We start from the raw sequence: 19,380 nt of genomic DNA on the forward strand, positions 1-19,380 counted from the left end.
TGGTGATGCGGATGATTCTGCCCCCGATATTCAAACAGATGGCGCTTCGGACAAGCGCAATGTTAATTGTGAAATTGCTCGGGCTGCTCCTCCGCATTCCGTTATTTCGTTATTTGGGTCCGGAAGGAGTAGGCTTGTATCAGATTGCCTACTCGTTTTACGGCCTCGTCCTGACCTTGCTCACCGGTGGCATGCCTATGGCGCTGACCTTGTCCACCGCCAAAAATGCAGGAAACGGCTGGCGAATTTACCGCAACATGTCCGTACTCTATATCGCGGTATGTACGCTGCTATGCACAGGATTCTTCCTGCTCACGAACGAAATTGCGCTTTGGCTCGGCACCGAGAAGCTGGAGCTGGCGATTCGCATGTTCTTACCGGCGCTCTGGATCGTTCCGCTGCTAAGCCTGCTTCGCGGGTACCTTCAAGGCTCGGAAGCGTTCGGGGCTATCGCCGTCTCCGAACTCGTCGAGCAATCGGTCCGGGTCGGGACCATCCTGCTGCTCCTCTCGATCGGCACGAGCCTCAGCATGGCGCAAGCCTTGGGCACGGTTGCGATGGGCGCATCGACGGGGGGCGTTTGCGCCTTGGCTTTCCTGCTTGTGATGCTATTTCGCCATTCACAGCCTTCTTCTGCGAGTGCCGTCTCAGGTCAAGCAATGCCAGAGCACAATCTCCGCTTGTTCGCGCATACGGCGCTTGCCTTGACAACTACCCGGCTGATCATTCCTTTGTCGGATTTCCTGGAAGCGTCCATCGTTCCTATGCAGCTCCAGGCCTCCGGACTTTCGCCGGGACAAGCACTTGCCATATTCGGCGAAATGACGGGCATGGCGATGACGATCGTCTATATCCCGACCCTGATCACGTTTTCACTCACCCATACGCTGTCCCCGAAAATCGCCGCCAATTGGCAGGCTCGGCAGTTCGACCGCGCCTTCCGGAGAATCGGCAAGGCTCTTAACCTCACTATACTATGGGGAATCAGCGCGTCGTTCTTTCTGTTTACCTTCGCCGAAGAACTGGCGCGCCTGCTGTTCGACCAAGAGAACCTTGCGACAGCGATTCGCTTGCTTTCGCTCTGTCCGCTGCTTGCGGGACTGCGGGAAGTGACGACAAGCGTTCTATGGGCCGCCGGCCTGAAGAAAGAGCCGATGCGCGGTATTCTTGCCGGCATTGCCTGCTCCATAACGGCGCTTTACGTATTGACCGGAATTCCCGGATGGGGCTATACCGGGATCGCGGCGGGCGTGCTGCTGCTGGAAACGATTCCGGTGCTGTGGAATCTTAACGTGATCCGCCGCGATCTGCGGCTGTCCTTCTCCGGAAGGACGCTTGTCATGAACGCCGTCGTCCTGCTGCTGCTAACCACCGTCGTCACGCTTTGGGGAGGCCGGCTGCTGCCCGCCGCGGGCTTCTCCGGAATGCCTCTACAGCTAACGCTCATGCTTTTGACGTTCGCTTGCTCCGCCGGTTATGTTGCGCTCGTCGCGCTGACGCGTCAAAAGTAGCGGGCGCAGCGCCGGAAACGACGGACAGCCTGAACCCTTTCGGTCGTGAAAGGATTCAGGCTGCTTTGATTTAGCGTCCGCCGGAATTGGTTTGCGTATCCGGCTTCCCCTTGGCGTTTGCCGGCGTATACTTCGGGCCGGCGACCGCTTCGGTGGATGTCTGAGCGCCGGAAGCGCCGCCGCTAGGCGTTCCACCGCCGGCTTTGGATGTGCCGCTCGCCGGAAGCGTCGGGCCTTGCATCGGAAGGTCGAGCGTGACCTTTTTGACGACCGGCTCGCTGGCCTTGCCGTATTTGTTCTCCGCCTTGATCTCGATCGTATTCTCGCCGATCATCAGGACGACGGGCGCCGATACCTGACCGGTGCCGACCCGCTGCCCGTTTACGAAAATGCTCGGGCTCGGATCATAGCCGCCGTCCGTCGCGCTTGCCTTCACAGTAACAACCGGCTGGGCCGTTTTTTCCGGCAGCGTCTCGACCGTGAGCGTAGGCGCCGGGCGAAGAATCGCCCCCATCATCGGCGTCCAGAACGTGGACAACAGAATAATGATGAGCAGCAGCGGAAGCACGAGAAGGCCTAGCCGAAACAGTTTTCTTTTACGCCGCAGCACAAACTGGACGATGCCCGGATCCTGCTTCAGCTTGATTTCTTTAAACACCGCGGCGAACGCTTCGTTCGGAACGCTAAGCAGCAGTTCCTTGATCGGCTTGTTCTTGAACGCCTTGGAATCGTGCCGGTCAAAATAGCGCGTCAGCGCAGCGCGGTAGTGAACGTCGATCCCCGAGCCGCCGGAAAACCGGGAATCTCCCGCGCTCCACAGCATAAACTCGTAGATCGTATCCGTCCCCCGGGTCTGAGCGGCGACGTACTCAAGCATCCGGTCAAAGTCATAACTGGCTTCGTATCCGCCCCCGCCCCGGACTCCCGCATCCGGACGGCTGAAGGCGTAAGCGATTTTGCCGAACGTCTCCGGTCCTACCTTATCGCCGAGCGTCTTCTTCAGCAGCTCCTGGGCCCGCTCCAAGTCCAGCGGACCAAGCCGCTCGATGGTTTCTACGACATCGGACGGCTTGCGCCGCTCGAGCGTCAGCACCCGGTACACGGCGGTTAGCAGGTCCAGCGTCATGCGTCCGCCGCTGTTCAGGTTGTGCAAAAGCTCCGGCTGCGGCGGGTCCAGCATAAACTCAAGCTGCATCAGGTCTTCGTAGCTCAGTTCGGCCGGGGTCAGGTCTTCCAGCATTTCGAGCTGGATTTCCAGCTTGATCTGCATGCAGAAGTCCTCGAACTGCGGCTTTCCTTCGCGCTCCGGCAAACGGTCGAAGTAGATGTATGTATTTTTGGCCACTTCCATCCGTCTTGATTTCTCCGCCTTGAGCAGCTTCTTCACTTTTTTCAATAATTCGTTGCGGAAGAAGTGCTGCAGCAGCAAATCATCCGCGGAGACCAGCCAAAACTTGATTTCTTCCAAAAACTCCTTGATCGATCCGCTCGCCGTGATGCGATAGGCTGCATACTGCTCCGCCGTCTGGGGATGCTGCTCATGCAGCTGCTTCAGAACGGAGAGAAAGACCGCATTCTGCTTCCGCAGCGGATCGATCAGCGGAACCGCCGCGCGGATATCGCCGGAAGCCGCAGACACCGCTCGCCGGATATATAGCGCAAAGCTGGCAATCAGCAGCGTCTTCGTTCCCTCGTCGGCAAAAGCGTAATAGTCCAGCAGCGGCGTAACGAATTCCGCGGTAGGCACGCTGTCCCCATCCATCAATTCCTTGCGGATCAGCTTGCCGAGCAGATCGTTCAGCCGTTTTTTCCGTCCTGCGGTTTCCGCGGTCAGGTACTGAAGAATGCATTTCACGGTGCCCGCCCGATTCTGCTCGTATAAGCCGTCCTGTCCCTGCTCAATCCGGAACAGCTCGCTCAGTTGGGAATAGGTCGGAACGGCGAGCGCAGCGGGAGGGCCAACGTCCTGCAGCGCTTCCTCGCAAAAGTCGTAGAACCGTTCCAGGCCTGCCGTATCTCCCCGGTGCTCCCAGAGGTATTCCAGATACGAATGCTCGGTGCCGGACAAGTCCACGCCATGGATCCGCTCGTTCGGCAGATCGAACAAATAATCTTTTTCAAGCTGACGGTCAGGCAGCCGGATGCTGCCTTTTTCCACGAACATGACATGGTAGTGCTGCTTGCCTTCCGGTTCGCTCTGGTACGTGACGAATCCGAGCTGCCGGCGCATCGCATACGGCAGGCAGCGGTAGACCAGCTGCATCAGCCGTTTCGCTTCCGCGCTCCCGGCCGATACGTCCGCATCCAGCGCGACGTACACTTTCTTCTTGTTCGTGAGCGACGACATTACAGCGTAAAGCAGCTGCAGAAACCGGGTGCGGTCCAGCTTCAGTCTGCCGAGCAGCCGATCCGGGTTCTCCGCTTTGGCCACGGCGTCGTAATCCAGCTCGTCCAGCTCCGGAATCGTCTTCCCGTCCTGAATATCGTAGCTGTCTCGGAAGCCCCGAATAGCAAACAAACGTTCCGGTTTGCGTACGAAGTCATCCAGACGCGCCTTCGGCACAACGTAATGGTGCGTGAAAAAAGCGCTCCGCTGTCCGGTAAAGTCGGCGCTGACGTAAACGGTGCGTCCGATCACAAGCTCCCCGCTGTCGGCATGGAAGACGCCGAACGCTTCCGGATACCGGCCCTCGTCCGCTTCCCCACGTGCGAGCAGCTCCTGCGGCGCCTTGTACACGCAGTACGGATGCAGCGCCGCTTTAATAAAACCGTTATCGAGCCCGGCGGATTTCGCTACCGTATCGAACCCTTCGTTCGTACGGAAAATTCCTTCCCGGTCCCGGGTAAAATAGTGCTGCTGAATGTTTCGATCCCGGCTCACGGCGCATCTCTCCTGTCGATGTAGTCGAGCTGGTGAAGCAGCCAGATGAACGGCTCGTCCACCCGGGTCGGGCTAATGACACCGGTCACCTGCCGGTTCACCGGGTTCGAACCGAGCGCGGATACGGCAAAGTAGGCGGTATTCTGAAAATACACGTCGACCGCATCCTTGAACGGCCGGTCCACCTTCTCGATAAAACGGCGGATTTCGCCGTTAATGTTCTCAAACTCGGTCTGGTCCAAATAGCCTTTGTGAATGACGTTGCGGAACACGTTGCTGTTGGACTGAATATATTCGCTGTCTTCCTCTTTCAAATATTGCAGCATATCGCTCTTCGTCAGAACGATCGCCGTCGGAATTTTCGTCTTGCTGCCCTGCTGATGGGCAATGAAGTTTTCGAACAAGCTGATGACGACCTCGCGCGGCTCGTCATAGCGGCTCGCGAACTCGCCTTCCTCCTGGCCGACGTTCAGGCGGATTTTGTCGCGGATCGTGCGGATTTGCAGCGGATCGACGAGAAACAAAATGCCCGACGAATTTTTAATATGCGACGCATAGATTTCCAGATAATCGCGTTCCACCATGCCCTCGCCCGCAACATCGAAGAAGACGAGCGTGAGCGGCGCGCGCTGGTCATCCTTGAACACGAACTGGAAAATAAACGGCTCCTGCTGCTCGTTCGGGTTCGTCGACTCCAGCATCATGCCGCGGTCGAAGATCGGCTCCAAATAATTTTGCCGGAACTTCCGGCTGATTTCGGCGCTGAGCGGCATGCAGGCCGCGTCAAAATTCGAAGCCGTCGAGGATTGCAGCGTATGGATGAGCGACGTCATATAGACCGATTTGCCGACCTGCGACGCCCCGACGATGGAAATGATGTTGCTCGGCGTTTTGCCGGCCGAAATCGGCAGCTCGTTGTGACAGCTCGGACAAAGCCGCCGCCGAGTCGCCACGCCGTAACGGTCGATGACCGCCACCAGCACGTTTTCCGAATAGACGTGGTTCTCTTCCGGAATCGTGTGCGGCTCGATCACCGCCTCCATGTCCTGCTGCGACAGATTGAACTTGCGCCGCCATGCGTTCAGCCGCTCGTCTTCCTGCAGCGTGAATTCGTCGTCGTTCTCCTTCGTATGCGCGGCGCGGAACACGACCTCGTCCGGCTCGAATTTATGGAAGCAGTACGGACAAACGATGCTGTAATAAGGCGGACGTTCTTTTTCCACAGGCTTTTTTTCGAAAAATTGCTTGAAAAACCCCAACATGCCCAGGTCCCTCCTTTAGTCCGGAATGAGTTCAAACCGCTCGCCATAGATCGGTCCGTCGGTAAAAAACAACCGGATATGGTCGTTTTTTCCAACCTCGATGGGCGGTAGCTCCGTGCGCCCCGGCGGAAAATCGTTCATGAACGGATAAAAGGTCCCGTCTTCCTTATTTCGCGGGGCCGCTCCTTCTTTTTTCACGTAGCACAGGGCTTCCCGGGGGACCGGAATTTCGCAGAACAGCCGGATCTGCACGGTTTTATATTTGCTGAACCAGCCGCCGCCGTATTTGATGCCGTAGCGGATTTTCGCCCGGCCTCCGCTGACGCGGACCAGATTATCTCCGTCCTGCTGCAGCAGCGGGGTCAGCCGTCCTTCCAGCATCACGCAGGGATAGATCCGATAAAAATGCGGCCCTGTAAAGTCGACGCGGGCGCGGTAGCCGGCTTTCGCCTTGTATTCCTCGCGGGTAAACAGCTTGAGCCGCTTCGGATCCAACCCGTCCGGGGGCTGGTCGCCCCCGTCTTCGAAGCTGTCGATGTAGACGTAATTGATTTCCTTCGGCCAATGCCAGGTCAGAAGGCATTCGCCTTCCCTGACCTCGGAGGCCGCCTTCGTAATCCGGTACCGCTCGTCAGGTTCGCTCCATTGCATCATCTGCCAGCCTCCCGTCGTTACCGGAACCGCTTGCCGGTCCGGCTGCCGTCTCTTCCGCCATAGCGGCTGCTCTCGCCATCCGCACCGGCATACAGCTCGCGCGGTCTGCCGCGGCGAAGACCGGTGTTCGCGCCGGTGCTTTCATGAACGGCGAACAGCAAGGTGGACAGCGACAGCACGACGGCTAGAATAAGGTCCGCTATAGCGCGGACGATGCTCGGATGCTCCGCAGGCAACCCGTATTCCAGCGTCAGACCTGCGAGCAGGCCGGCTACCGCGCCGCCAAGAACGAAGCTGCGTGCCAGGAAGCGGTTGTCGAACACGATGCCGAGCGACAGCCCGAGCAGCACGCCGATGAACAGAATCAGCACGACCCGCAGCGCCGCATGCCAACCGCTGCCGTGCATCTGTCCCTGCCGTTCGTTCATGAGATGGAAATGATGGTCTTTCACATAGATGTTGCGGAATGCGTCCGTCACCAGCTCGGCCTGCTTCACCTCTTGGAACGTTCCGCCTGTCGCTTCGGCGATCCGCTGCAACAGCTGGCTCCCTTCCTCGTTCGGCTGCTTCATCCCGATCGTGTGTATGGTAATATTTTCTAGATTATAAGGCTGTACGACTCCGGCAACATCTACATCGCTGTAGCCGTCCGAGATGAGAATGACGGCTCCTTTGCGGTGCGCTTCCTTCTGCATATGATCGATCGCCTGGGTAAGCGCCTGCGCGATATCGGTTCCCCCGGTCGGGGCGGGAATCGCATCGATTTGTGCCAGCACTTGGCTTTTGACGGATTCGCTGCTGAGCTGCGTCAGCTTCTGCACCCATGTCACCGTATCGTTGAACGTCAGCACGCCGACCCGCTTGTTGCTGTCCATCTGCCCGATCAGCGACTTGACCGCCTGCAAGCTCTGCTTGTTCGGGTCGTTCTGCTTCATGCTCTCGGACGTATCCAAAATGAGCACGTAATCTTGCGGCCGGCCCGATTTCGCAGAATCAAAATACAGCCCATAGGCCCACTGAAACAGCGCCCCCGCCGCAAAAAGAAGAAGAAGCGTGCCGGGAACGAGCAGCTTCCATCCGTCGGAGGCATAGCGGAGACGCCAGTTTCTTCCGTTCAATTGCGGCGACAGGATCTCCGCCAGCAGACAGCACAGCCCGACGATCAGGGCAAACACCCCGAAATACAGCCCCATCAGCACGGTTTCGTGCAGCGTTCCTTCCCACCGGCTGAGCATCATTTCCCCTGCAATAAATCCTAGAAAGCCACCCACAATGCTGAGTCCGGTCAGCAGCGGATTCCATTTCCGACGTTTCATCGGCCTTCCTCACTTTCTACTTCAAACGTCCTCGTCCAAAAGCGAAAACATTTGATGATCTTCCCAAACCCCGTTGATTTTCACGTTTTTGCGCGCCAAGCCTTCCGAGCGGAAGCCCGCCTTCTCCAAAACGCGTATGGAGCCCCCGTTACGGGGCATCACGCCCGCTTCGATCCGGTGCAAGCCGGCCTCGTTAAACGCAAACTCCACGACCAACCGTACCGCCTCGGACATGTAGCCTTTTCCGTTATGCCGCTGATCCAAGGAGTAGCCCAGCAAGCATTTTTGCAGCGGGCCGCGTATCACTTCAAACAGCGAAATTTCCCCGATCAGCTCGCCCGTCTCCTTCAGGAAAATACCGAAAGGGTATCGTTTGTCCTGGCTTCGCGCGTCGTTTCCTTTGTCGATGCCCGCGAGCTGGGTCTCCAGCGTAAAAAAAGATTCGTCGCGAGCGGGGTTATACAGTTGGAAAAACTCCCGGTTATTCAGATGCAAAGCAAGTAGCGCCTCCGCATCCGAAGGTTCGTAAGCACGAATATAAATGTTTGAGTTCTTATCGTTCATGCGTTCCATTCACCCTTCCGCCGCCGGTTCTTCCGGCATCTCACGTCCGTGGAACTCATATCCGCTGCGCACATACGTATCGTAGTACCGCCTGCCGTTCCGATAATACATTAGGTCTGCCATGCGGAATCCGCCCATCAGATTCAGCTTCTCGACGCCGCTTTGCTTCTTCTCATGGATGCAGCCGAGCTTGTAGGTGCGGCTGCCGTGATCGACGCTGTACGCATATTGAATCAATTCGCTTTGAAAATCGCCGAAAAAATATTTTTCCTCGTACCGATGCTTGTGCGTATAATTGTAGACGTCCAGCCGGATCGCCGCCTCGCTCTCGAGCGTCACGTACAGATCGCGGTACAGCTCTTCCTTCGTCAGCACCTCGCGGTTGTCGTAGCTGACCGCCACGTTCGCCCGCGCCAGCAGTTCCTGCTCGAACGGCTGATGGAACAGCGGATGAACGAACCATTCTCGCTTCGCCGCCGCAATCAGCTTGTCGATCAGCGCTTCGTCGCTTTGCGCAAGCAGCGCGGTCACGTTCCCGACCCACCGTTCGTCAAAATAAAACTGCGGCCCTTGGCGGTTTTCCGTTTCGGCGGCGATCACTTCGACGACATGGCCGTAGTATTCGTTAATGTTGCGGCCCAGTTCGTCGTTCGTCTCCGAAATGCTGCGGCGGCTCGCGTCGAGCAGTGCCGCTTCGATGTCGTGGAGCCGCTGGACATACCGCTTCAACCGGTCGTGGATCTCTTCCAGCTTCCGCTCGTAGCTCCGAAGCTCACGAATGGTCAGCTCCAGCAGCAGCAGCTCGTATCTCAACCCGTAGATTTGCTCGAGCATTCCCCGGGCCAGCGGCTTGACCTGGCTCTTGGGCGAAAGAAATCCGAGCAGCGAGCCTTTGGCATACCGCTGATCTTCCACCCGCTCCTCGTACAGCGCTTCGAGGTCCAGCTTGCCGTCTTCGAGCTGCCGCTCAGCCTCCTTGCGCCACTCCCGGACCATCGCGACGAGACTGGGCGTCTCCGCTCCGCGTTCCTGCTCTGAGGTCCACAAGTACATGCAGTAGCACCCGTACGACGGATGATCGACCGCTTTGCGCTGCAGCGTTTGTTCAAGCCTTCCGGCCCCGTCCCGCGCCTCAAGCGCCGCTTCCATGACCCGGACGGCATTCGTCTCGAAGAAGGTCCGGGCGTTCGCCCCGAACAAAGCCGCCTCCGCCTGCCGCAGAGGCATCGTCCGCAGCTCGTGATGCGGCACGTTCTCATAGAGCAAGCCGTACATGGCGTCGACCGGATTCGCCCGTTCGCCTGCTGCGGCCCGGACGCTCGCCTCCGCCTTCCTCGGGTCCAGCTCGGCCAGCTCCAGCAGCTCCGTCGGATGGATAACTGCGTTATCGCGCATCCTCTGCAGCATCCCCCGGTACAGATGATACAGCACCGTCAAGGCGATCGCCTGATTAGGCCGCGTCACCTTGGCGAACCCGGCGGAGGCGTAAATGCCGCCCGCTTCGCCCGGCGGCATCATGTTTTGCTTGAACTGCTGGTGGTTGTAAGCGCCGTGCCTCGGATCGACCTCGTCAGCGGCTTTGCGGTTCTTAAGCAGGTTCAAATGGCACACGATTTCGTAGCACCGCTGCATCCCGCCGGCCGCAAATAGCCCGCGCTCGTCCTTGTCTCCGATCATATACACCGTATCGAACAAGGCCGCGTCCCGGTGCTCGACCGGCAGCCGGATGCCGTCGCCCGTCACCTGCAGCTCCGCGGCCAAGCGGAACTCCCGCCGCTGGACGTCGTCCAGCTCGCGCATAAAGCCGACGCCGAGCGATGCCGCATATGCGAAATCGTCGCCCGGCTGCTGTTCCTGCAGCAGTCCGTACAAGTCGACGACCACGGAGCGGAAGCTCTCGTCGAAGATCGATTTCATCAGCACCGTCAGCTCGGGCACGAGCGCGTTGAGCGGATCGTCCACCCGCGTGACCACGGCGATATTGACCCGCTGCAGCGAGGCGTACAGCCTTCCGAACTCCGAGATGCGGCTGTTCATCTGCCGCAGGAGGACGTTCAATTCAAGCAGCTTCGCCTCGTCCCGGTAAAACTGTCTATATCCTTCGCCGCGCTGCGTTTTCTTGTCTCCGCTGCCTCCGCCGAGACGGCAGCTGTAGACGTTGTCCCGTGCGGCGGCTTCCTGTGCGCCGTCCTCCGTGCCGATATGTAAATAAACGACCCCGGCGCTATTGTTCCACTTCTTCCGGTTCAGGTCGTACACCTGTTCCAGCGCCTCTGCCGACCGGTCGCCGACAAACAGGAACACGAGGGGATGGTTGATGCTGCGAAGCTCATCCCCGCCCGTTCCCATGCTGTCTGTTTCCGCGGCGTATGCGCTCGCGAATTGCATCAATTTCTCCCGCATGATCCTGACCTCCCATCGGGGAGTTTGAGATTCCGCCGTTTGTTGGGACGGTGACCTATCCCCCTCCAGCCGCTCTTGAAACCCATGAATGTCGATTATATTTTAAGGAATATTCATGGGTTTCAAAGGCGGACAGCGCAAGCGCTTCTTCCGGGGGACAGGTCACCTGTTTCACGACGAAATCTCAAACGAAATATAACTAAAAAACCGCCGCAGCCTTGGATCGGCTGCGTATTTGGATAGCTTGTCGGTGTCCCCGACAAAGCTACTATTTCAAGCTGCGAAGGATATCGCTCACCTTGCTGGCGATTTGCTTGTAGAATTGGTACATATCTTCGCCGTCGACGTATTCACCGCGGTCGTAGTCGAGTGCGGATTTGGCGTCCTGGTAGGCGCCGGCCATGTCCTGCAGCTTCGTCAGCAAGCCGCTGATGTCTTCTTGCGCGGTAAGCTGCTGGCTGAGCTTCGACGATTTGCGCTGGAGCAATCCGAGGCGCTTCGCGTCGAGGGCGCGGATTTTGCGGTAAATTTCGTATTCCGGGAATTTACCGGCCTGCATCAGATTGACGAACGGCTCCCACGGGTCCTCTTCCGCGTCATGGTCGTACACGTACAGCGCGCCTTTTTTGACGATCGCGCCAGTGTACATCGCTTCGATGAACTGCTGGATGAATTTCTCCTCATCCTGATGGGCGGCGAGCACCTGCTCCAGCTCGGCGATTTTCGCCTCGATCCGGCGGTACTTGCCCAGCTCCTCGCGGACGCGGCGCAGCAGCTCTGGCGAACGGATCAGATTCTCCTTCGCCATTTCCTCGTTCACGCTGCCGAAGATGTCCTTCAGGCCGTCCTGCTCCAAACCGCCTACCACAAGCGCCTTCAAATCGGCGACGCAGCGCTTGATCTCGCCGAGGTTCGGCTTCGTCGCGTCAAGCTGCATCGGGTACGACGCCAGCTTTTGCTCCAGATCGAACGGCTTCGTGAATACGCACTCGTACCGGCCCGTCGTGCCTTGATCCGCCGATTTCTCGCGGATAATGCGCAAGGCCAGCGATTGGTCGAACATGCTGCGGACGTCGGCGTTGTAATGTTTTACGCGTGCGTTTTCGTACGTATCGCCCCACGATTTTTCCGGAATCGGCGACGGCAGGTACGTCCAGTTCGTCTTCTCCGTTTGGACGAGATGACGTCCGACGCCTTCCGGCTCCAAAATCGAGCGCTCGTAGCTTTCCTCGTACACTTTCAGCGGCGTATACAGGAACAGCGGAATGCCGTTCTGGGTGTTCAGCCAGAAGACGCGGTTTTTCACTTCGCTCTCCTTGATCGTGAAGCGCGAGTTCGCGATGGCGTTGTCCTGGAAGTTGCGGATGCCCTTGAAAATATTCGGCGCCTTCACCGGCACGGAGACGAAGCCCCACGACGGGAAATTGAAATGGCCCGAGCTGTTGGTCAGATGGAACACCGGCTTCGCTTCCTCGTACAGACGGCCGGCGATCTTCTGCTCCACCAGCTTCTCCAGTGAATCCTCGTGGCCGTATTTGATGGTCAGGAAATCCTCCATTGACTTCGTGATCAGGTCGCTGAACTGCTCGGTCAAAAACTCGGAAATCGAGCTGACGACGTCCACTTCCTGCTCCTTGATCCACTGGTTCGACTTCTCCAGCAGCTCCTGCGTAAAGTCGCGGATCAGCTCGGTGACGTTCTTCTCGTCGGTCACGTCGCCGATCAGCTTCGCCATATCCGGCACGCTGACGATGTTCCAATAGTACGTGCGGTTGCCCTTGTGATCGACTTCCTCCTGCCCTTTGGTAAGGATATCGCCGTTTTTCTGGAAGACTTTGTTCAGCTCGTTCAGGATTTCGGTGAACACCTGATAAATACGCGAGTTGTCATTGTTGATGAGCGTGTACAGATCCTCGTAGAACTCGATCATCTGCTCCATCCGCTCGCGGTCGGCGTGCAGCAGGTACTCCTGGATTTTCGCTTCGATGTAGGCGTCCTTCTTCTTGTCCTTGGAGATGAACGCGCTCTTCGCCTCGGTCAGCTTCTGCATGGCGGTATCGCCCGCCGCCTCGATGTCCCGCGGAATGCGGTACACGCTTTCCTTCAGCGATTCGATGTACGACGAGATCAGCTTCAGCAGGCAGAAGCCTTTGTCCTGCAAAATGATCCGTGACACGTAAAACGGCCCCTGCTCGGGATGCCGGAACATTTTGCCCATCTGCTCGGCGAACACTTCCCGGATTTGGCCCGGCATCTGCTTGCGAGCCTTGATGTACTCCTCCCGGGCCCGGGACAGGTAGCTTTGCTCCAGCTCCGTGTCGATATGAACGATCTGCTGCTTGACGACGTTGTTGTAGCTGAGCCGCTCGCTGTTCTGGTAGCCGGGCAGCGGCTCCGGCACATTTTTGTCGAATTCGCGGTGGATCGAATCCGGGTCGAAGCCCAGCTTGTGCGCCAGCTTCTCGACGTCCTCCTGGCTCGGGCCCGCCTCGAACATCGTCGACATGCGCTGAAATACTTTATAAGCCAAAAACGTCGTCATTTCCTCGATCGGCAGGACTGCGGACGACGCGCCCAAAATATTGTATTGATAGTTCGCCGCATACGTCTTCGGCATCTGATTGATGTTCGTGCGGATGTTGCTGATGTAGTCGTGAATCGCGAATTCCTCGCCGGACTGCTTTTGCTCGCTCGCCATGAAGTTCGTGATATTCTCCGCCGTCACGTTCATGCAGTAGTCGTAAGCATTTTCGAGCTGCTTGCCTTCGAGGTTCGTCGCCGAAATAAGATGCGCGAGGTTGAAAGGCGGCATCGGCGAGTTGACCGTCAAAATGTTGGCGTACTGCTGCTTGAAGCGGTCGCCGCGTTCGTCGACGTTCATCCAGTAGTCAAGCTCCTTGAGCGCCGCATAGCCGTTCTTCTTGATATATTCGCGCGAATGCTCGGTCAATGCCTTGTTCGCCAAATTGACGTCCGGCGTGAACAGATAGCCGAGAATCCCGACTTTGTCGACGCCTGCCGAGCCGTAATCCCGCTCCAGAATGCCGCGCACGATATACGCGATATCGAGGAAGCAGCCGCTTCCCGTGCCGCCGGAGATGCCGGTTAGCAGGAACACCATCAGCTTCTTGTTCGTGCCGACGGATAACGTTTTGATTTTGCGCTCGATCGTTTGCACGACCTGCACGATCTTCGTGAACAGCAGCAAGCGGCCGGCCTGCCGGACCCCGGAAGCGCCGTTGATGCCGTCGGTAATCGTCAGCTCCGGCGACAGCCATTCTTTCATATACGGCTCCAAAATGCTGCGGTTTTGCAGCACGCTGCCGATCTCGGCGTTCGACAGCAGCACGAATTCGGTCATCGGATCGAGGCCGATGCCCTTGTACCGCTTGTTCCGGTCGTGCTCGTTCGTCTCGAACGCGAGAAACTCGATGTTGTCGGGCTTCTCGCGCTTTTTCTTCGTGAACGGGTCCTCAGGCAGCTTGAACCGCCGGTTCACCTGATACTTGAGCCGCAGCAGCGCATCGATGCCCGTGCCGCCGAGACCGATGACCAGCATCGGGTTGTCGATCGTGTCGACGCGGATTTTCTCGCTGACAATGCCGCCGCCCAAGGATACGTCCAATTGCTGTATATGCTCTCTGACTACTGCTTTCATGTCCGGACTCCTCCTGTTACCAAGGCCATATATGGGATATTTATTTCAAGTATTCGACGCTTATCGACTTATTGACGTTTTGAAGCGCGATTTTGATGCGGTCATTTGCACGAATTTCTTTTCCTTTGGCGGCATCGAATACCCTTCCGCCTTTTTCGACGACGCAGGACGTCGCATTGTGCAGCAGCACCGTGTCGTTCGGACCGGGCCGGAAGACGATATTCTGCGTTTCCGCAAACTCCGGCGCGAGCTGGAGCAGCTGATGCAGCGTCACCTTGCCCTTGAAGGCGTTCAGCTTGCGGTACTGCGGATTCGTCCGCTCGCCCGTGTCCTCGTCCTTGACCTCGATCACGAGCTGTCCGACGAAGCCCTTGTTTGCTTTACGGTAAGCCGACAGCGCGTACAGGACGGCTCCCGCAAGCACAAGCGCCCCGGCGATAATCGCCGCCCATACGGTCGGGCTGAGCGCACCGGCCGCCGGCTCCTTCGCCGGCTCGGACGCAGGCTTGGACGCCGCTCCGCCGGGTTTAGCCGTAAGCTTCACGGGCGTCGTCTCGCGCAGGAAGTTCGCGCCTTCCGCCTTGATCTTGAGCTCGTAATCGTGCGCGTCCGGTACCTTGAAGCTGCCCGCAATGCCTTGCGCGCCGATCGTCAGCGGCTTCTCCTCGGTCTTCTTCGTATCCAGGTCCGTCAAGACCGCCGACGCTTTCAGGCCCTTGTACAAATCCGCATCGGCCGTCTTTTGTCCGGCGGTCTGCAAATACGCTTTGACCTGCACTTCGTCACCCGGCTTGATCGTCGTCGATGCCAGGGGCTCCATAACGAGCTGGAGATCGTAATTGTAAACGAGGTTGATGTTAATTTTTTCCTTTTGTACCCCTTTGACCTGCAGCTTCCAGTCGCCTTGCGCCGGGGCTAATACTTTCAATAAAGAGTAAGCGCTCGAAGCCGTATAAACGACGCGGTCCGACGGAATTTTCTGCTCTTTGCCGGACGGGTCGAACAGCTTCACCTCCACCGGCTTCGAAGACATGATCGAGATGTTCGCCTCCTGCACGCTGGCGTTCGGAATCGTCACCTTCACATCCTGAAACTGTCCGTTCGCCACAAAGCCGTTCAGTGGCACGACCTTCAGCTTGAAATGGCTTGCGTAAATTTCGCTCAAAATTTGCGGCAGGTTGTCCGCCGTGCTTGTGATAAACGATTTGCCTTTCGTTTCGTTGGAGATGCGCTCCAGCACAGCCTTGTTCAGCGTTCCGTCGGCATTGAGCCCGATCGTATAAATCGGGATGCCTTTGTCCTGCGCTTTCTTGATCGCATCGGCGAGCTCTTGATCCGACTGCTGCTGCGTGCGGCCGGCGTTCAGCGAGTTGTTGCCGTCGGTCATCAGCACGATGAGCGGCACGTGCCCCGGCTCCGTACCGGATTCAAGCACCTTCACCGCTTCGCTTACGCCGACGGCGATGTCGGTGTAAGGCCCCTTGGACAGCTTGTCGATGAACGATTTCAAGTCCTGCTTATCCGCGGCGGAGTTGATGGGAAGCAGCGCCTTTTCGCGCATCACTTGATCGGTATAAGCGACGACGCCGATTTTATCGCCCTGCACGGATGCCATGTCGACGAACATTTTCATCGCTTCGTTGCTGACTTTGTTGACGTCGCTTTCGTTCATGGACGTGCTGACGTCCACCGACAGAACGGCGTCCATCTTCATATCGACGGCGCCCGCCGGGGCTGCAGCGGCCTGTAGCGGCATCAGGACGGCGAGCAGCAGAGCGGCGACCGGTCGGAGCAGCACTTTGATGATTTTCACGGGGTTCATTCCTCCAAACCTATGGACGGCCCGATGTCGAACCATCCCGAACCAATATGGTATAGTGTAGTAAATTGCCGTAGAGGGTAGTACAATGGAACTGCATGTCGTCTACTAATCTACATATTAACTGGTCAGAAAGTAAAATTCCACTAGCGAAACCTTACAGAATTCTTAAGTTATCGCTTTTCAAATTCGAAAATACCGGGGAGAGAATCATGCTGACCGTAGCTGTGTTGGCTCTTGGAGCCCTGTTTCTTCTAGCATTTTTTATGTATTGCTCTTATAGCCGGAAGCAAGATGTCCCGCTTGCGGACATCGATGCCGCATTCGCCGCAAGATTAAATCAAGGTGATCAAGGTGAAAGCCATGACGACTAAAACCGCCGTTCAATTCCGCAAAACGCAGGCGACCTCGCATTTGTTCGACCGCTTGAAGCAGTGCCGGCGCTGCAGCCGGTATTCTTGCCTGTGGGACGACCGCTGCCTCTCGTGCGAAGCCGAGCAAAGCCATAGCGCCATCCCCGAGCAGGCCGGAGCGGTTCTGAAGCACCGCAGGCAGACCGGCATGCTGGCCGTCGGCGCGATTGGGGCCCTCGCCTTCCTGCTCGCCCGCAACGCGGAGCAGATGATTTTGTCCGTCGTCGGCGCCGCTCTGCTGCTCGCGCTGTACGTTTTTTTGCATAAGCGCTACGAGCCTATCTTATATAGACGTACGTTAGGCCGTTTACTCCTGCAAGATCAGCAAAAAATTCGCGAAGGCCTGCTGCTCGACATCGACGACGCGGAAGCGGACCTCCGGGCGGAAGACTTTAAGACCGCCTATGAAAAGTTCCGTGAGATCGGTTATTTCATTCAAGACGACTCGATCAAAATCTTAAAGGTCTACTGCCTGAACAAATTTATTTTGCGCAGCGATATGGACCTTGAGCTCAGCTCCCTTCTACCGAACCGTTTTGACAAAGACGTCGTCGAATATATGCATGAAATCGGCAAAGTGCGTCCCCAACTGATCACCCGCGAATCACTCGAGTACGTCATGAAATACCGGGGCATGATCGAGAGGCTTCCCGAGGGAAGAGACGTTCTGACTGCGGCGGCCGGAGCCGCGCTGCGCGTGAAATCCAATCTGCACACGTACCGCAGCCTGCTGCTGGACCACGCTCAGGAGCTGCCGAAGGACCGGCTGCTGCGGCTATGCCGGCTGCTTGCCGAGCAGCCGGACGCCGATCCCGAGCTTGCCCAGAAAGCGCGCGATGCCGTGAAGCTGAAATACGACTTCGACCCGGAATTCCAAGGCATCCTGTAGAAAGGAAAGGAGGCTGCCTATGTCTATCTCTACGTATAAACAGTCCGGCCGTTACAGAAACGCCGCGCTTGCCGTCCTCGTCCTCCTGCTCTTGGCGGCTTGCTTCAAAGTCTATGCCTGGTGGCAAAAAGCGGAGCTTTACCGGCAGGCGACGGCGCAGCTTGCCGCAGGCAACGCGGTCGAAGCCGAGGAGCTGTTCCTCAAGGCGCAAAAAATCGGCTTCATCGATTATAAAGAAGCGGAAACGGAGCAGGCGCTCAGCGCTCTTCAGCCGGTTACGCAAGCGAAGCGGCTGTTCTCGTCCCTGACCGATCAGATCGCGTCGGCCGTTGCCGTAAACGATGCCGGCAGCTTGGTGAAAGCGTACGACGCGTATCAGAGCGCCAAGTCGCAGGTCGCGAAGCTGGACGAAGGCTCGCAGAAGCGGTTCGCGGAAACCGCGGCGTCCTACAATATCGACGCACGCTTCGCGGATGCATTCGGCTCGGTTAAGACGGCGCTGATCCAAAGCGTTGAAGGCGCCGTCGCCAAGAAAAAATTCGATGCCGACACCGCTGTCGGCTTCCTGCTGCAGATTCCCGCGGTCTACTATAAGGACGAAGCGGCGAAGCGAAAAGCTTTGAACCCGCTGCTGCAAAAATACGACCAAGGCCGCCTGGACGCACTCGTCAAGTCTAAATCGCTGGACGAATTGTTGAAGGAAGGCGAAGGGCTGCAAAAATTTTATAAGGATCGGGGCTGGGAGGCTCCCTGGGTCACCGCAAAACTTGAGAAGGCGGCTCAGGATACGCTGGCCAGGCTGGAGAAAAGCGATCTGGGCGGCTTCCTGGCCGCTGCCAAAACCGTGCAGTCCTACAAGGAGCTCTTCGGCAGCGGCAGCAAGCTGAACGGGTACATCCAGACGGTGGTGAACGGCCGCATGGCCCGGGCGGAGCAGCTGATCGCCGCGAAAAAGTATGCGGAGGCCGAAGAACTGTACAAAACGCTCGGCGCATACCGCGATACATCCCAAGAGCTGCAGGCGCTCGGTCAGCGCCGATTGGAAAGCGATCCGGCCGTACTGCTTCAAAAGGCCGGCATCGAAGGCGCCCTCACCGCCGCCACAAGTCTGAAAGGGTCGAATGGCGCGCAAACCACAGCCGCTGCGGTTACGGACAAGAAAAAGCTCGTGCTCGCCCGGCTGTTCACGGACCAGCGCATCGAGATCGCAGAAGGAGCCGTCCCAGGCGATCTGGCCGCGGTCAAATCGATTCGCCAGGCCGACGAGCTCAGCCCGGAAGGATTACCTGTGCTGCTGCTCGAAGCGTCCTCCAAAAAGCGTAAAGCCCGCTATGTCGCATTCGAAGCGCACGGGTCCGAGCTTAAGCCGATTCTCGATCTGGAGGCCGATAAGCTGGAGTCGGTTCGTCCGGGTGTCGTAAGCGCCGATAATCCCGTACCCGAGCGGACGGAAAAGAACGGTGCCGACAAGAACAGTACGGACAAGAACGGTACGGACAAGAACGGTACGGAAGCCTCGGGATCCCAAGCCGGAACGAAAGCGGTCTATGAATACCGCGGCGGGCGGTATGTCTTCGCCAAGTCCGACAAAGACTTCACGGACAACGCCGGCAGGAACGAAAACGGAGACGTGAAGCAGGACGCGGATAAAAAAGATCCGAAGGACGGCACCGCTAAGGATACCAAAGAAGGTGCGAAGGAAGTCAAAAGCATTATGGCCAACGAGCTGCCGAAGTACAAAAACTCGAAGGTCGTGTTCCAATGCGACATCCAATCGGTTGCGGACAATCGGGCCATCGTCAAGGTCGACGATCTGTACATTGTGCTGACCGGCAAATTCAAGTTCGGCACCGGTCCGGCGGTCGTTACGGGCATGCACACTTCCACCGAGGATCTGAAGCAAGGAAACAAGACGGTTAAAGCTTACGTCGTGCAAGTATCCTCGCTCGTGCAGGACGAAGAGACATAAGCCGACCATACAGCGTTAAAAAAGGGAAGATTTCCGTCTTC

General features: G+C 57.6%; 12 protein-coding genes. 4 read left to right on the top strand and 8 right to left on the bottom strand.

Annotated features, from left to right (window positions below; translation table 11 throughout):
• Positions 1-11: 11 nt before the first annotated feature.
• Complete coding sequence (locus tag ET33_RS18640) at positions 12-1,511, top strand: oligosaccharide flippase family protein (protein ID WP_051775431.1); 1,500 nt, start codon at positions 12-14, stop codon at positions 1,509-1,511.
• A 70-nt stretch (positions 1,512-1,581) separates the two neighbouring features.
• On the opposite strand, the gene ET33_RS18645 is transcribed toward ET33_RS18640, so the two are convergent.
• The 8 genes from ET33_RS18645 to ET33_RS18680 form a co-directional block, all read right to left on the bottom strand.
• Entirely contained in the window at positions 1,582-4,392 is a 2,811-nt protein-coding gene (locus tag ET33_RS18645) for a GAP1-N2 domain-containing protein (RefSeq protein ID WP_036684993.1), read from the bottom strand.
• Positions 4,389-5,654: a TRAFAC clade GTPase domain-containing protein gene (locus ET33_RS18650; protein ID WP_036684994.1), complete on the bottom strand. Its 1,266-nt coding sequence runs from the start codon at positions 5,652-5,654 to the stop codon at positions 4,389-4,391. The genes ET33_RS18645 and ET33_RS18650 overlap by 4 nt, the downstream gene beginning before the upstream one ends.
• Before the next feature lie 15 nt (positions 5,655-5,669).
• The gene (locus ET33_RS18655; RefSeq protein WP_327204063.1) at positions 5,670-6,308 is read right to left on the bottom strand and encodes a hypothetical protein; all 639 of its coding nucleotides are present in this window, start codon (positions 6,306-6,308) and stop codon (positions 5,670-5,672) included.
• Positions 6,309-6,325: 17 nt separating this feature from the next.
• Positions 6,326-7,624 carry a vWA domain-containing protein gene (locus ET33_RS18660; protein ID WP_036684996.1) on the bottom strand — a complete coding sequence of 433 codons (1,299 nt, stop codon included), beginning with the start codon at positions 7,622-7,624 and terminating at the stop codon, positions 6,326-6,328.
• Between the two features lie 21 nt (positions 7,625-7,645).
• Positions 7,646-8,188, bottom strand: a complete 543-nt coding sequence (locus ET33_RS18665; RefSeq protein ID WP_036685237.1) for a GNAT family N-acetyltransferase — start codon at positions 8,186-8,188, stop codon at positions 7,646-7,648.
• Between the two features lie 9 nt (positions 8,189-8,197).
• Entirely contained in the window at positions 8,198-10,591 is a 2,394-nt protein-coding gene (locus ET33_RS18670) for a hypothetical protein (protein WP_036684999.1), read from the bottom strand.
• A gap of 268 nt (positions 10,592-10,859) precedes the next feature.
• The gene (locus ET33_RS18675; protein ID WP_036685001.1) at positions 10,860-14,249 is read right to left on the bottom strand and encodes a tubulin-like doman-containing protein; all 3,390 of its coding nucleotides are present in this window, start codon (positions 14,247-14,249) and stop codon (positions 10,860-10,862) included.
• A 40-nt stretch (positions 14,250-14,289) separates the two neighbouring features.
• Positions 14,290-16,005, bottom strand: coding sequence for a vWA domain-containing protein (locus ET33_RS18680; RefSeq protein ID WP_407668106.1), 1,716 nt, complete (start codon positions 16,003-16,005; stop codon positions 14,290-14,292).
• 275 nt (positions 16,006-16,280) lie between these two features.
• On the opposite strand from ET33_RS18680, the gene ET33_RS38950 reads away from it, so the two are divergent.
• Genes ET33_RS38950 through ET33_RS18690 form a run of 3 tightly spaced genes read left to right on the top strand, consistent with a single transcriptional unit; the run spans position 16,281 to position 19,339 of the window.
• The gene (locus ET33_RS38950; RefSeq protein ID WP_161783549.1) at positions 16,281-16,442 is read left to right on the top strand and encodes a hypothetical protein; all 162 of its coding nucleotides are present in this window, start codon (positions 16,281-16,283) and stop codon (positions 16,440-16,442) included.
• Positions 16,432-17,370, top strand: a complete 939-nt coding sequence (locus ET33_RS18685; protein ID WP_036685004.1) for a hypothetical protein — start codon at positions 16,432-16,434, stop codon at positions 17,368-17,370. The genes ET33_RS38950 and ET33_RS18685 overlap by 11 nt, the downstream gene beginning before the upstream one ends.
• Before the next feature lie 19 nt (positions 17,371-17,389).
• Entirely contained in the window at positions 17,390-19,339 is a 1,950-nt protein-coding gene (locus ET33_RS18690) for a hypothetical protein (RefSeq protein ID WP_036685007.1), read from the top strand.
• Positions 19,340-19,380 lie beyond the last annotated feature (41 nt).

This window comes from Paenibacillus tyrphae (genome assembly GCF_000722545.1).
Lineage (GTDB): Bacteria > Bacillota > Bacilli > Paenibacillales > NBRC-103111 > Paenibacillus_G > Paenibacillus_G tyrfis.